The sequence below is a fragment of the Pseudomonas sp. A-RE-19 genome (assembly GCF_019956555.1).
Classification (GTDB): Bacteria; Pseudomonadota; Gammaproteobacteria; order Pseudomonadales; family Pseudomonadaceae; genus Aquipseudomonas.
Map to the genome: position 1 here is coordinate 131,152 of NZ_JAHBDQ010000009.1, position 14,081 is coordinate 145,232.

Annotated in this window: 11 protein-coding genes; 4 read left to right on the forward strand and 7 right to left on the reverse strand. The window is 61.0% G+C overall.

The genetic code is table 11. The features are described 5' to 3' along the window. Positions 1-51 precede the first annotated feature (51 nt). Positions 52-336, reverse strand: coding sequence for a hypothetical protein (locus KGB14_RS07250; RefSeq protein WP_223485227.1), 285 nt, complete (start codon positions 334-336; stop codon positions 52-54). A gap of 12 nt (positions 337-348) precedes the next feature. Continuing rightward, positions 349-876 (reverse strand): PAAR domain-containing protein, encoded by a 528-nt coding sequence (locus tag KGB14_RS07255; RefSeq protein ID WP_223485229.1) that lies wholly within the window; start codon positions 874-876, stop codon positions 349-351. 249 nt (positions 877-1,125) lie between these two features. Here KGB14_RS07255 and KGB14_RS07260 point away from each other — a divergent pair, with 249 nt between their 5' ends. The 4 genes from KGB14_RS07260 (at position 1,126) to KGB14_RS07275 (ending at position 6,235) form a co-directional block, all read left to right on the forward strand. Next, the gene (locus KGB14_RS07260) at positions 1,126-2,844 is read left to right on the forward strand and encodes a hydrogenase maturation protein (protein ID WP_223485231.1); all 1,719 of its coding nucleotides are present in this window, start codon (positions 1,126-1,128) and stop codon (positions 2,842-2,844) included. A 186-nt stretch (positions 2,845-3,030) separates the two neighbouring features. Next, the gene (locus tag KGB14_RS07265; protein WP_223485233.1) at positions 3,031-3,894 is read left to right on the forward strand and encodes a LysR family transcriptional regulator; all 864 of its coding nucleotides are present in this window, start codon (positions 3,031-3,033) and stop codon (positions 3,892-3,894) included. 110 nt (positions 3,895-4,004) lie between these two features. After that, complete coding sequence (locus KGB14_RS07270; protein WP_223485235.1) at positions 4,005-5,150, forward strand: sterol desaturase/SRPBCC family protein; 1,146 nt, start codon at positions 4,005-4,007, stop codon at positions 5,148-5,150. Continuing rightward, positions 5,147-6,235 carry an SMP-30/gluconolactonase/LRE family protein gene (locus KGB14_RS07275; RefSeq protein WP_223485237.1) on the forward strand — a complete coding sequence of 363 codons (1,089 nt, stop codon included), beginning with the start codon at positions 5,147-5,149 and terminating at the stop codon, positions 6,233-6,235. The genes KGB14_RS07270 and KGB14_RS07275 overlap by 4 nt, the downstream gene beginning before the upstream one ends. A 122-nt stretch (positions 6,236-6,357) precedes the next feature. On the opposite strand, the gene KGB14_RS07280 is transcribed toward KGB14_RS07275, so the two are convergent. From KGB14_RS07280 to KGB14_RS07300, 5 genes are all read right to left on the reverse strand, one after another. Continuing rightward, positions 6,358-6,618: a hypothetical protein gene (locus KGB14_RS07280; protein WP_223485239.1), complete on the reverse strand. Its 261-nt coding sequence runs from the start codon at positions 6,616-6,618 to the stop codon at positions 6,358-6,360. Between the two features lie 109 nt (positions 6,619-6,727). Continuing rightward, a complete protein-coding gene (locus KGB14_RS07285; RefSeq protein WP_223485241.1) occupies positions 6,728-6,970 on the reverse strand; it encodes a DUF465 domain-containing protein in 243 nt (80 codons plus the stop codon). A gap of 177 nt (positions 6,971-7,147) precedes the next feature. Continuing rightward, positions 7,148-9,256 carry a PAS domain-containing sensor histidine kinase gene (locus tag KGB14_RS07290; protein ID WP_223485243.1) on the reverse strand — a complete coding sequence of 703 codons (2,109 nt, stop codon included), beginning with the start codon at positions 9,254-9,256 and terminating at the stop codon, positions 7,148-7,150. A gap of 335 nt (positions 9,257-9,591) precedes the next feature. Next, entirely contained in the window at positions 9,592-12,690 is a 3,099-nt protein-coding gene (locus tag KGB14_RS07295) for an error-prone DNA polymerase (protein WP_223485245.1), read from the reverse strand. Then, a complete protein-coding gene (locus tag KGB14_RS07300; protein WP_223485247.1) occupies positions 12,666-14,081 on the reverse strand; it encodes a Y-family DNA polymerase in 1,416 nt (471 codons plus the stop codon). The genes KGB14_RS07295 and KGB14_RS07300 overlap by 25 nt, the downstream gene beginning before the upstream one ends.

Below are 14,081 nucleotides of genomic sequence, written 5' to 3' on the forward strand. Positions count from 1 at the left end.
ACTGTGAAATGGAGTCGTACTCGCGATACTCGGCACCGTAACGCTCGGTTACTATTTTTTTGACTTCGGCCAGCAGTTTTGGATCGTACTCATCCTTGAATATGAAAAAGCCCTTTGAATGGAATAGCTAGGTGTGGAGGGCGGATAGCTTTTAAGCTGACGAATTCCTTGATTGATGAAATTCATCATATTGCCGCGTTGACCACGAATATTCGCCACAAAGCTGATGTAAGACGCCCCCACCACCGTCACATAATCCTGCGCCAGCGTCCCCTTGACCTGTGTCGTCCCATGCTGATCGCTCGTCTTGCCCTGCTTCTTCTTCGGCGTTGCCACGCTTGCCCCTCCTTAGTAATCGATGCCCAGGGCATCCAGGTGAGCAGCGGCTTCCTTGCCCCATTGCACGACAACAGAGGTGGGATCGGCGGTGAATACCCGCGCGGCGTTGCCGTGGTTGTCGGTGTGGCCGACCAGGCGCTGGCCATCGCCGGTTTCGATGCAATAGAGCATGTCGGGAATGGCATCGCCGGTGGTTTCGTCGACCAGTTGGAAGCGTTCGCTGTGTTTGGGCACGGTGATGATCGGAGTGAACGGTGCGGCACCGACTTGTGTGCCGACAAACACGTCGCCCGAACCGGTGATGATCATGCCGCCATGGGCCGTGGCACTGCCTAGAAAGGCGATGGGTTTGCCATTGATCAGGATGTTGCTGATGCCTTCGGTCACGGTATCGCCACAGGCCGTGGTGTCACCGACACGCAAGACCGGCATGCCGTTGATGTTCACGTTGGGTGAACCGCTGGTGCTGGGGTTGGTGCCGTGACCGGTCACCGGGCAGGCATTGAGATCACTGAGTCGAGCGGCAGGTTTCGCCATCATCTACATCCTTGTATGAGCTTGGGCGCGGAATTTACCGGATTCACGGGGTTGTTGAAAGGCTGGCCTCATGCCCAATGCCTGGCTCCTACATGTCTGACTTTGCCCTTAACTGAAACACCCGCTGACACAAGCTTGATCTCGATCACTTGTTCGCCCCCGCACACTCTCTACTATCACGCTTCCATCGAAGGCCACGGACGGCTCATTGGGAGCCTGCGGCCCATCAATCTCAAGGAAGAGTCAAAAATGCGGTCATTGAAAATCATTCTGCTGGCGTCAGCCTTCAACGGCCTGACCCAACGGGCGTGGCTGGACTTGCGTCAGGCCGGCCATTCGCCCAGCGTGGTGCTGTTCACCGATGAAGATACGGTGTGCGAGCAAATCGAACACTCCGGCGCCGATCTGGTGATCTGCCCGTTCCTCAAGGACCGGGTGCCGCAACAGGTGTGGAGCAACCGCCAGCGTCCCGTGGTGATCATTCATCCGGGCATCGTCGGCGACCGTGGCGCCAGCGCGCTGGACTGGGCCATCACTCGTGAACTCAGCCGCTGGGGCGTGACCGCGTTGCAAGCGGTGGAGGAAATGGATGCCGGGCCGGTCTGGGCCACCTGTGAATTCAACGTGCCTGCCGATGTGCGCAAATCCGAGTTGTACAACGGGAGCGTCAGCGATGCGGCGATCACCTGCATCCGCGAAGTCGTGGAAAAATTCATCGCCGGTTTCGTTCCTGTGCCCTTGGATTACAACCAACGCCATGTGACTGGCCGCTTGCAGCCGAACATGAAGCAAGCCGATCGGGCCTTCAGCTGGCACGACTGCTCACGCTTCATCAAGCGCTGCATCGACGCCGCCGACGGCCAGCCTGGCGTATTGGCGAGTCTGGCCGGCGCTCAGTACTACCTGTACGACACTCACCTGGATTCGCGCAGCGGCACGCCGGGGGAAATTCTCGCGGTGCATGACGATGCGGTGCTGGTGGCGACCGGTGATCACAGCCTGTGGATCGGTTCGCTGCGACGCAAACCCCGGCCCGATGAAGAAACCTTCAAGCGCCCGGCCCGGCATGTGCTCGCCGAACAGCTGGCACAAGTGCCGACCCTTGATTGGTCAATCGCCTCCCGGCCCTTCAACAATGAAAGCTATCAACCGATCCGCTATCGCGAATCAGGCCATGTCGGCGAGCTGACCTTCGAGTTTTACAACGGCGCCATGAGCACCGAACAATGCCAGCGCCTGGTGACGGCCCTGCGCTGGGCCAAATCCCGGGACACCCAAGTGCTGCTGATCAAGGGTGGGCGCGGCAGCTTTTCCAACGGTGTGCACCTCAACGTGATCCAGGCCGCAGCGGTTCCGGGGCTGGAAGCCTGGGCCAATATTCAGGCCATCGATGACGTCTGCCAGGAACTGCTCAGCGCCCGGCAACTGGTGGTCAGCGGCTTGACCGGCAATGCCGGAGCCGGCGGCGTGATGCTGGCGCTGGCTGCGGATATTGTCTTCGCCCGGTCCGACATTGTGCTCAACCCCCATTACAAAACCATGGGCCTTTACGGCTCCGAGTACTGGACCTACAGCCTGCCTCGCGCCGTCGGCCAGGCGATGGCGGAAAAACTGACTGAAGATTGCCTGCCGATCAGCGCCGTCAAGGCCTTGCAACTGGGCATGGTCCAGGAAATCGGCCCGCGCTGCCCCGACGAGTTTGGCCTGTGGTTGTTGCAGCGGGCCAACGGTGCGTTGAGCGATCCGGCGTACCAGGCGGTGCGCGAGCGTAAAAGCCAGCGCGAGGCTCAACTGATACAGCACTGTCGCAATGCCGAGCTGGAAGAAATGCAACTGGACATGGTGCAGAACCGTAAACAGTTCGGCGAGAAGTGCCGAAATTTTGTGTTCAAGCGCAAGGCGTGTGGCACGCCGCAGCGGTTGGTGGCGCAGTGGGCGATTGTTCGGGAAGTCGAGTTAGCCGATTGATGTGCGGTGCCTGACAGGGCCTCTTCGCGAGCAAGCCCGCTCCCACATTGAATGGGTGTCAGGCATAGATATTTGTAACATCGTAGATCGAATGTGGGAGCGGGATTGCTCGCGAAGAACGATAACGCGGTATCGGAAGACAAATGCTGCTCTTACAATGCCCGCACCTCCCACATCGGCCCTCCCATGGACATCGACCTCGCCCGCACCTTTCTGGAAATCGTCCGCCATGGCAGCCTGGCCGCGGCGGCCGAAAAGCTGCACGTCACCCAGACCGCGATCACCGCCCGGGTGCAGAAGCTCGAAAGCCAATTGGGCAGCACGCTGTTCGTGCGCAACCGCGCCGGTGCGCGCCTGACGCCGAACGGCGAGGCCTTTGTGGTTTACGCCAATCAACTGGTGCAGACCTGGGAAGCGGCGCGCCGCGACTTGCCGCTGCCCGAGGGCTACCGCGACGTGCTGCACATTGGCGGCGAAGTCAGTCTGTGCAACCCGCTGATGCTCAGTTGGGCTGGCGAGCTGCGCGCGAAGATTCCCAGCCACGCCCTGCGCATGGAAATCCGCGACGGCGAAAACCTGCTGCGCCAACTGGAGCTGGGGGTGCTGGACGCGGCGCTGGTCTATCAGCCCGAGTACTGGCCACGCCTGCAAGTCGAGCAGGTGCTGGAAGAAAAACTCATCCTGGTACGCCTGGCCGGACGCCCCGATCCTTACGTGTATATCGACTGGGGCCCGGACTTCCGTCGACAGCACGATGCCGCCCTGCCGGAAAAAGCCAAGGCGGCCCTGAGCTTCAACCTCGGACCGCTGGCCTTGCAATACATTCTGGAAAACGGCGGCAGTGGTTATTTCCGTACCCGTGTGGTCCACAGCTACCTGGAAAGCGGCGTGCTGGAGTCAGTGCCCAAAGCCCCGGAGTTCAGTTACCCGACTTATCTGGTTTACTCCCGGGACCGCGATTCGGCGACCCTGCAGCGCGCTTTCGATTTGCTGCGTGAAGTGATCAAGACGGATGACGACTGGTCCCAGCGCTGGGACCCTTTGACCTGACGCCAAGCACCTTGCACCGGAGCATGGCGCTTGTGGCCTCAAGGTTCGACCAGCCTCTGCGGCGGGATCGGCTAATCTGCTGGTTAGCACAATAACCACAGGTGAACGCAGTGAGGCAGACCACCGAAGCATTCCGCGCGCGCTACCGGGCCGACATTCATCCGCTCTACAACCCCTGGCTGCACGGCGCCTTTGTGCTGATGTTCGGGTTGCTGGCCATCGGCGCATTCTGGAGCACCGTGCATCAGGTATATCCACTGGAATGGCTGGCGGTGCCGCTGACCCTGTTGTTCTTCAACTTCGGCGTCTACGTCGTGCATCGGCATCTGGGGCACCACAAAAAGCGCCTGGCGCAAATGTTCTACGCCCGTCACGCCGGTGACCATCACAGTTTTTTCACCCCCGGCCACATGACCTACGACCATGCGCGAGACTGGCGGGTGATTCTGTTTCCGGCCTGGCTGATCGTGTTGCACACCCTGGTCATCACCGCGCCCGCCTGGTGGCTGCTGGCCCAGTTCAATGCCAACGTCGCGGGGCTGTTCGGCGGCTGCATGGTGCTCGGTTACCTGACCTATGAGGTGTTCCACGCCTGCGAGCACTTGCCGCCCACCAATCCAGTGACGCGTTTGCCGTGGATCCGCCAGATGCGTCGCCTGCACGAACTGCATCACCGTCGTGAGCTGATGCAGGAGCGCAATTTCAACATCGTATTTCCACTGATGGACTACCTGTTCGGCACCCTGTACTGGGAACCGGAGCAAACGCCCCTGCACCTGACGACAACGTCCATGACTCGCATGCAGCACGCAATCGACATTGCTGGAAACCCGGTCGCCGTGCTCGCCTACGCCAGCACGGCGACACGTTGGCCGCAGTGGCATCCGTCCTCCCTCAAGGTCGAGGGCCAAAGTGGCCCACTGTATGCTGGCGCGCGGTTCGAGGAAGACATTCGGGCCGGTGGGCACAACGGGCACTTGAGCTGGGAGGTCGACGAATACCTGCCAGGCCGCCGCTGGAGCGCTCGCGCCCGAGGCAATCATGGGTTGTCGTTGGTGGTGACGTATGAGTGCGAGGCGGCGGGTGATGACACGCGGTTTGTCCGGACCCTGGAATATCGCTTCAATGGCCTGGCGATGCGCCTCGCCAATCGACTGCTGCTCAAGCGGCGCATCGAGCGCGAATCGGCGGAGTCGATGCTGGCACTGCGCGAGATGGCGCAACAATCTCTGGCCCCGACAGGAATCAGCGCGTGAAAAGACCCCTCAGGTTTCGGCATTTGCTGTTGCTGCTGATCATTGTCATCGGCGCCTTCCTGTTGTTGCTACCGACCAAGGTTCGACCGATAGCCTGGACACCGTCACCGGCGCCCTCCCTCACCGATGGGGTCTACACAGACAATCAGCGCCTCAAAGGCGTGGAACGTGTCGGCGCCGCTGACATCGATGGCCCGGAAGCATTGCTGCTGGAGGAAGACGTCCTGATCACCGGCCTGCATGATGGCCGGTTGATTCGCACCAGCCTCGACGGCAAAACAACCGAAGTGCTGGCCGATACCGGCGGCAGGCCATTGGGTCTGGCGCGGCACCCCAATGGTTTGCTGGTGATCGCCGACGGGGTCAAGGGATTGCTGTCGCTGGACGCTCAGGGCCGGTTGATTCCATTGACCACCACAGCCAACGGTGTGCCCTTCGGTTTTACCGACGACGTGGCCATCGACAAGCCCGGGCATTACGCCTATTTCAGCGATGCTTCGAGCCGTTGGGGTTACGGCAAGGATAGCGAGGCGATCATCGAGCACGGCGGCGACGGCCGTTTGCTGCGTTATGACTTCCAGACCGGCAAGACGACGGTCCTGCTGGAAAAACTGGAGTTCGCCAACGGTGTGACCCTGGGGCCTGATGATGCGTTTGTGCTGGTCAACGAAACCGGTGCCTATCGCATCAGCCGCTATTGGCTGACCGGGCCGAAGGCCGGAACCCACGATCTGTTCATCGACAATTTGCCGGGGCTGCCGGACAACCTGGCCTTCAATGGCCACGACCGTTTCTGGGTGGCGCTGTATGCACCGCGCAATGCACTGCTTGACGCCTTGGCGCCCTACCCTCTGCTGCGCAAGATGATCGTGCGGGCAATGACAGTCCTGCCCATACCGGTGGAGAAACGCGCCTTCGCCCTGGGCCTGAACCTCGACGGCAAAGTGATTGCCAATCTGCAGGACGCCGGCAGCGGCAATTATTCACCCATTACCACGGTACGCGAGTATGGGGACTGGTTGTATCTGGGGTCGCTGAAAGCGCGGCACATGGCGCGGTTGCCGTTGAGTACGGCATTGAAATAGGCTTGCAGCCAAAAAGATCGCAGCCTTCGGCAGCTCCTACAGGATTTGTGTTCGCCCGATATTTCACGGCGTGCGCGATTCCAATGTGGAGCTGCCGCAGGCTGCGATCTTTTGATCTTGAATCAACGCGGATCCATCTCACCATCGCGTACCGCATTGTCGGTCTTTTCGCGCACTCGCTGCGGGTCGATGTCAGTGACGTCGTCCTGCTCCAGAGGCCTTATATCTTCGTTATCCGGCAGTTCATCGATGCCCGGCTCTTCCTCCGGGTTGACGGTAGTGCGTCCCGGACTCAGGGGTTCGGGATGGGTCGGGATCGGGTCGTAGCCGCCCTGTTCTTCGCTGGGGTACTTTTCTTTATGGGGAAAGGCTGAATGGGGCATGGGGCACCTCGCGTGGAGCCGTAACATCGGGCTCTGATCGTTCGAGGTGCCGGTATTGATCCCCGTTCCAATTTTCAGTCAGCGATCGTCGGTGGCTCGACATGGCACATCAGGACGATGACTGAAGTTGTTGGACGATCTTGTCTTTCACGTGCAAGCGCTTCTCTTTGAGTTTCTTCAGTGCCTCATCGCTGGGCGCATCTGATTGTGCGGACTCGGCCTTCAACACCTCCGCGTCTGCCTGCGAATACTTGTTGATCAGTGAATCCAGTAACGGATCCTTGGTGCGTTTTTGCTGGATCTCTTCCTTTGAAAGTTTCAGATCCTGATACAGATCATGAGTCACCGGCATGGAACACCTCCGTTGGTTAATCGGTAGCAAGCGCGATCGACTGCGCTCACCAGCTATCAGAATGGCCTTGCTTACCGTGTTCTGTCGACCGCCTATCAGACCAGCGGTGCCCGTTCGTCGCCCTGCCGCAAAAGCGATAAAACCTTTGCCCGAGCGCCAATCTCCATTGAGTAACGATCATCCGAGCACGCTGCGGATCTTGCTCAATAGCGCTTCAGGGCCATAAGGTTTGCTCAGCAAATAAGTGTCGGGGCTGAGTTGGTGATTGCGCGAAATAATGTCCCGGGTGTGGCCGGAGGTAAACAGCACCGCCACCGGAGGATCCTGCACCTTGGCCCAGGCGGCCAGATCCGAACTTTTGATCAAGCCGGGCATGACCACATCGGTGAAAATCAGGTCCACCGTCGCGCCATCGAGCAACATCTGCATCGCCAGATCTCCGTTAGCCGCGGTCAAGACCTGATAGCCCTCTTCACGCAGCAAATCCACCGCCGAGCTGCGCACCGCTTCATTGTCCTCGACCACCAGAATGGTTTCGTGGCCGCCCCGGTGCTGCGGATCATGGTGCGTTGTTTCATCGAGCAACGGACGCAAGCTGCGAGGAAAATACAGCTGCACCCGAGTGCCTTGTCCGACGACGCTGGATATCTCGATGTGCCCGCCACTCTGTTTGACGAAACCGAACACCATACTCAACCCCAGGCCTGTGCCTTGGCCATCGGCCTTGGTGGTAAAAAAAGGCTCAAAGGCCTGTGCGAGCACTTGAGGCGACATGCCAACGCCCGTGTCAGCCACCGCAACGCAAACATAGTCGCCGGCGGCGATGCCCTTGCCTGCGCAAAACTTGCGGTCGAGGGCAATGTTCTCGGCGCTCAGGGCAATGATCCCCTCACCATTCATGGCGTCTCGGGCGTTGATCGCAAGGTTGAGAATGGCGTTTTCCAGTTGATTGCGGTCGACATAGAGATGCCAGGGATTCTGTGACAGGGTCACATTGATCTGGATGGTCTCCCCCAGCGCCCGCTGCAACAATTCCCCCAGCCCTTCAAAAATCTGTCGTGGATCGCACACGGCTGGCGACAAGGGCTGACGACGGGCAAAGGCGAGCAACTGTGAAGACAGTTTGGCACCGCGCTCGACCGCGGCAATCGAGGCACTGACCCGGCGTTGCACGTTGGCGTTGTCCGGCTCGTGACGCGCCAGCAAGTGCAGGTTGCCGGCGATCACCTGTAACAGGTTGTTGAAGTCATGGGCCACGCCGCCGGTGAGACCGCCGATGGCTTCAAGTTTTTGCGACTGACGCAACTGCTCTTCAGCCGCCAGCCGCGCTTCGACTTCGTCGGCGACTCGCTGCTCCAGGTTGCGGGTGAATTTGAGCAACGATTCTTCGGCGATCTTGCGCTCGTGGATGTCGATCAACACCCCCGGAAAGCGGAATGCTTCACCTTGCTCGTTGAATTCGCAACACCCGCTGGCGAGCACCCACAGGTAACTGCCATCGGGGCGCAGAACCCGGTATTCGGCGTTATAGGGGATGCCGGTTTCCACCGACTGATTGAGCCGCTCCTGAACCCAACTGCGGTCGTCGGGATGAATCTGCATTTCGGCGATGAGGGGTGGCAGGTTGGCCAGGTCCTGATCGGGCGGGTAGGAAAACGTGCGGGCGAAGCGTTCGTCGCCAGACAATACATTGGCCTTGATGTCCCAGACGAACGAGCCGAGCAAAGCCCCGGCATTGAGGGCCAGGCGAACCCTTTCGTTGTCGGCGCGGTAAGCGTTTTCGGCGTCTTGACGCCGGCGTTCGGAAATCACATGGTCAGTGGTGTCGACCACCATCGCCATGACCCCGGCAGGGTGCCCGTCATCATTGGCGACGGGACTGTAATAAAGATCCATCCAGACGTCTTCGGGGACGCCGTCACGCAACAGCACCAGGGTTTTGTTGTGATAGGACAAGGTCCCGCCCGCAAGGCAGATATCCACCACATGCCGATTGAATTCGGCGACCTCTGGCCAGCCCAATTCCACCGGGGAGCCCAGCAGGTAAGGATGGCGCCCACCGGCAAACCTCGAGTAGGCATCGTTATAGATCATGTAACCGGGTCGGCCCCACAGCATCACCATCGGCAGCGGTGAGGCGAGCAATAACTGCACCGCGCTGCACAGGCTTCCGGGCCAGGTATCAATGGGGCCGAGCTCAGTCAGGCTCCAGTCGAACGCGCGAATGCGTCCGGCCATTTCCCCGCTCCAGCCCGTACACCCGTGGCTATTGTCTAGAAACTGCATCGACTGGCCTATGTCCTGTGAATGACATGTCTTCAGGCAGTGCAACGGCGTGAGGAGACGGTGCGTGCCCGTTTGTTTCGAGCACCGCCAACGCCAATGGTTTCATAGAGGTATAGCTGATTCTCGACCGTCCCCTAAGTGACCCTTGCAACAAGCCCGCCAGATGCCCTGCCGATAGCAGACGCGTACTGGTAATGCCGGCAATCGGGTGACCGACACTGTCTCTGTAGGAGCTGCCGAAGGCTGCGATCTTTTGATTTTGCTTTTCAAGATCAAGATCAAAAGATCGCAGCCTTCGGCAGCGCCTACGCGCGTATTCGGTCAATAGCGCAGGTTCAGCGGAAATCCCGGCTGCGCACATGGATGCCATCAAGCAATGAACTCAGATCGCTCAAGCGCCCGGCAATCAGGTGCCGCACCTCGCCTTCCTTTTCCCAGCGCCCATCGACCTTGAGCAATTGCGAGCCGACCAGTACCTGCCGTTGCCGTTCGGCCAAGTCACGCCAGACCACCACATTGACGTTGCCGAACTCGTCTTCAAGGGTCACGAAGGTCACGCCGCTGGCGGTGCCCGGACGCTGCCGACCGGTGACCAGCCCGGCGACGCTGACAGGACGCCCATGCTCGACCTCCAGCAATTCCCTGGAACTGCGACAGCGCCGGGCCTTGAGTTCACCCCGCAACAACGCCAGCGGATGCGGCCCGAGGGTGGTGCCGACACTGGCGTAATCGGCTTGCAGGTCCTCGCCCACGGTGGGTTTTGGCAGAGACACCGTCGGCTCTTCCTGACTCGGCAAACCGGCAAACAAACCGAGTTGTTTCTGTACCCCCGCCACTTCCCAGCGCGCCCGATGCCGATCACCGGCCAGCCCGCGCAGTGCACCGGCATCGGCCAGTTGCTCCTGGGCGCGGGCATCGAGTCGTGCCCGTTCGCCAAGGTCGGCGATGTCGGTAAACGCCCCTTTCGACCGTGCGACCTCAATACGCCGGGCATCGTCCTCGCGAAAGCCCTTGATCATCCGCAACCCCATGCGAATGGCCGGCTGCGCGCCGGTGATCGGTTCCAGGCTGCAATCCCAATCGCTGGCTCGCACGTCCACCGGGCGAATCTGCAAATGATGTCGGCGAGCGTCCTGGAGAATCTGGTCCGGGCTGTAGAAACCCATGGGCCAGCTATTGATCAACGCACAGGCGAAGGCCGCCGGCTCATGGCATTTCAACCAGCAACTGGCGTAGGTCAGCAAGGCGAAACTGGCGGCGTGGGATTCGGGAAAACCGTAATCGCCGAAGCCTTTGATCTGCTCGAAGATCTGCGCGGCGAACTCCGCCGTGTAGCCGTTTTTCTTCATGCCGTCCGCCAGGCGTTCCTTGTGCGGTTCCAGTCCGCCATGGCGTTTCCACGCGGCCATGGAGCGGCGTAATTGATCGGCCTCACCGGGGCTGTAGTCGGCGGCAACAATCGCAATCTGCATCACCTGTTCCTGGAACAGCGGCACGCCCAATGTACGTTTCAGCACCGCTTCAAGTTCTTTCGACGGATATTTCACCTCTTCTTCGCCCTTACGTCGTCGCAGATAGGGATGCACCATCCCGCCCTGAATCGGCCCCGGACGAACGATCGCCACCTCGATCACCAGATCGTAGAAGTTCTTGGGTTTGAGCCTCGGCAGCATCGACATCTGTGCCCGGGATTCGATCTGGAACACCCCGATGGTGTCCGCATGACCGATCATCTCGTAGGTTTGCGGATCTTCGGCCGGCACCGTCGCCAGGCTCAGGTCACGGCCCCGGTGCCGACGCAGCAGGTCGAAACAACGGCGAATCGCGCTGAGCATGCCCAGCGCCAGAATATCGACCTTGAGCAACCCGACCGCATCCAGATCGTCCTTGTCCCACTGGATGATGGTGCGCTCGGCCATGGCGGCGTTTTCCACCGGCACCAAACTGTCCAGGGGCTGCTCGGAAATCACGAAACCGCCAGGGTGCTGGGACAGGTGCCGGGGGAAACCGATCAACTGCCCCGTCAGGCTCAGCACCCGGCGCAACACCGGGCTGTCGGGATCGAAACCCCCTTCACGCAAGCGCTCGAGGGGCGGCGCCTGATCACTCCAGTGGCCGCAACAATCGGCCAGGGCGTTGACCTGATCCGGCGGCAAACCCAGTGCCTTGGCCACATCGCGCACTGCGCCGGCTCCATGGTAAGTGCTGACCACCGCCGTCAGCGCCGCACGGGCCCGACCATAACGCTGAAACACGTACTGCAGGACTTCTTCGCGGCGCTCGTGCTCGAAATCCACGTCGATGTCCGGCGGTTCGTTGCGCTCTTTGGAGAGGAAACGCTCGAACAGCAGCGTGCTCCGCTCCGGATCGATCTCCGTGATCCCCAATACGTAGCACACCGCCGAGTTGGCGGCGGAACCGCGCCCCTGACAGAGAATGTGTTGCTTGCGGGCGAAATTCACAATGTCGTGAACCGTCAGGAAGTAGCTTTCGTACCCCAGCTCGGCAATCAGCTCAAGTTCCTTGTCGATCTGCGCCAATACCTCGGCTTTCGGACTTTTTTCCCAGCGCCACCGAATCCCCTTTTCGGTCAAGGTCCGCAGCCAGGACGTGGCCGTGTGACCTTCAGGCACCAGCTCACGGGGATACTGATAACGCAACTGACCAAGGTCGAAGGTGCAGCGCCGGGCGATGTTCAGCGTTTCGTCGAGCAGGGCCTGCGGATAGAGATCGAGCAAGGCGTCGAGGCTGCGTAAATGTCGTTCGCCATTGGGGTGCAGACGCAACCCGGCCTCGGCCACCGGTACGTGATGGCGGATCGCGGTCATGGTGTCCTGCAAGGCACGCCGACCGCGTGCATGCATGTGCACATCGCCGCTGGCCACCGCCGGGATCCGCAGTTCCCGCGCCAGGGTCAGCAGCGCCGCCAGTCGCCGGGTATCGTCCTGTCCGCGATGTAACTGAACGGTCAGCCACAGGCGCTCGGCGAAGGTCTGTTTCAGCCAGTGCCCCTGCTCAACGTCATCGACGGCGTCCGGCACCCACAATGCCAACAGCCCCGGCAACGGCTCGCTGAAATCTTCCCGCAGCACCTGATACTGACCTTTCTGCGTGCGGCGTCTGGCGTGGGTAATCAATCGGCACAGGTTTTGGTAACCCTCGAGGTTTTCCACCAGCAGCACCAGTTTCGGGCCGTCTTCGATGCGTATTTCGCTGCCGATGATCAGCGCCAGCTCCACGGACTTGGCCGCCTGCCAGGCGCGGACGATACCCGCCAAGGTGCATTCGTCGGTGATCGCCAGGGCTTGATAGCCCTGTTTTTTCGCCCGCTGAAAAAGCTCAAGCGCACTGGAAGCACCGCGCTGGAAACTGAAGTTCGACAGGCAATGCAGTTCGGCATAGTCGACACTCATGCGAACCAGCCTTGCAGCCACAACGGACCGTCTTCACCCACCGTTCGATAGGCCCAGCCCTGCTGGCCGGAACGGGTTTCGATCAGGTAGTAATCGCGGCGCACGTCGTCACCGTCCCACCAACCCGACTCGATGCGCTCCGGCCCCATGAGAATGCGCGTCGAACCTTCGTGCACCGCCTGCGGTTCAGTCAGTAGCCAGCCCGGACGTTGCACGGCGGGCAGCCCCCCACAGGCCTGACTGTCGACACTGGCCCGCCACGCGCATTCCGGCCGGTGATCGGCCTGGAACCGCAAGCCCTGCACTGCGTCATCCCCCAGTCGCGCACGCAAGCGTTCGCGCAGTTGCTCCCAGGGCAAGGACTGCTGCGGACGATCGTCGAACAGTTCCTGACGCTGGGGGACAAAGGCCGGCAGGTCTTCGGCGCGCAGACGAAAGCCGCGCACCGGCGCCTCGACCTGAACCTGCTCCAGACGCCCCCGGGCCAGTTCGAAGAGCATCGCCGGATCGCGCTCGGCACTGAGCAGGCCGACCTTGATCAGCGTGTCTGGCAACCCGGCGTGCTCCAGGTGCAGGTCAAAACGCTGCACACCGCTGTCCCGGCCACAGAGAAACGCCGCCAGGTCGCCGGTCAGCCGGCGCAACGGAAACAGCAACGCCTGATGGGATTGCACATCGAAGTTGAGCTCGATGCGCACATCGAAACGGTCCGGCGGCAGGTAAAACGCCAGCGCCAGCCGTCGCTCGCCGAACAGGCTGTCCAGATGTTTGAGCACCTGAGCCTCGAAACGCCGGGCCAGACTATGCCGGGGCAGCGCCTGCACCTGACTCAAAGTGCGCAGCCCCATGCGCGACAATGCCGTGGCTACGCTTGGCTCCAGGGCAATCCGGTCGACGGGCAACTGCCCGAGATGATGCTGCAAGGCCTGATCATCAGGCACCACCAGACCGTCATAAACGTTGGCCAGCACCCGCGCCGCCACCGGGTTGGGCGCGGCGACAATCCGATGACGAAACCCCAGCTCGCCGAGTTCCGCCCGCAACCGCGCCTCGAACTGCGGCCAGGACCCGAACAAGCCCAGGCTGGATTCGATTTCAAACACCACGGCTCGCGGGTAATGCACGCTGACCTGAGAACTGAACCGATAGGCCCAGGCGGCCAGAAACTGCTGCCAGTGTTCGATCTCGGCGGCATCGTATTCGGCCGTGACAAAACCTTTGCTCAGGGCCTGGGCGGCGGTCATCGACTGGCCGGGCCGCAAGCCCAGCGCCCGCGCCGAACCGTTGACCGCCTGCAGCACCCGACGTTGGGCCGGGCCGGTCAGTAGCGCCAGCGGCTCATCGGGGTCGGGGCGCTGCCGCAGCACGGCATCCAGTGCCAATTGCGGGAAGAGAATGCAAACCCAGCGCAT

Coding starts and splice junctions, on each gene's coding strand:
- KGB14_RS07260 (WP_223485231.1), top strand. CDS start 1,126: ATGCGGTCATTGAAAATCATTCTGCTGGCGTCAGCCTTCAACGGCCTG.
- KGB14_RS07265 (WP_223485233.1), top strand. CDS start 3,031: ATGGACATCGACCTCGCCCGCACCTTTCTGGAAATCGTCCGCCATGGC.
- KGB14_RS07285 (WP_223485241.1), bottom strand. CDS start 6,970: ATGCCGGTGACTCATGATCTGTATCAGGATCTGAAACTTTCAAAGGAA.
- KGB14_RS07280 (WP_223485239.1), bottom strand. CDS start 6,618: ATGCCCCATTCAGCCTTTCCCCATAAAGAAAAGTACCCCAGCGAAGAA.
- KGB14_RS07300 (WP_223485247.1), bottom strand. CDS start 14,081: ATGCGCTGGGTTTGCATTCTCTTCCCGCAATTGGCACTGGATGCCGTG.
- KGB14_RS07255 (WP_223485229.1), bottom strand. CDS start 876: ATGGCGAAACCTGCCGCTCGACTCAGTGATCTCAATGCCTGCCCGGTG.
- KGB14_RS07290 (WP_223485243.1), bottom strand. CDS start 9,256: ATGCAGTTTCTAGACAATAGCCACGGGTGTACGGGCTGGAGCGGGGAA.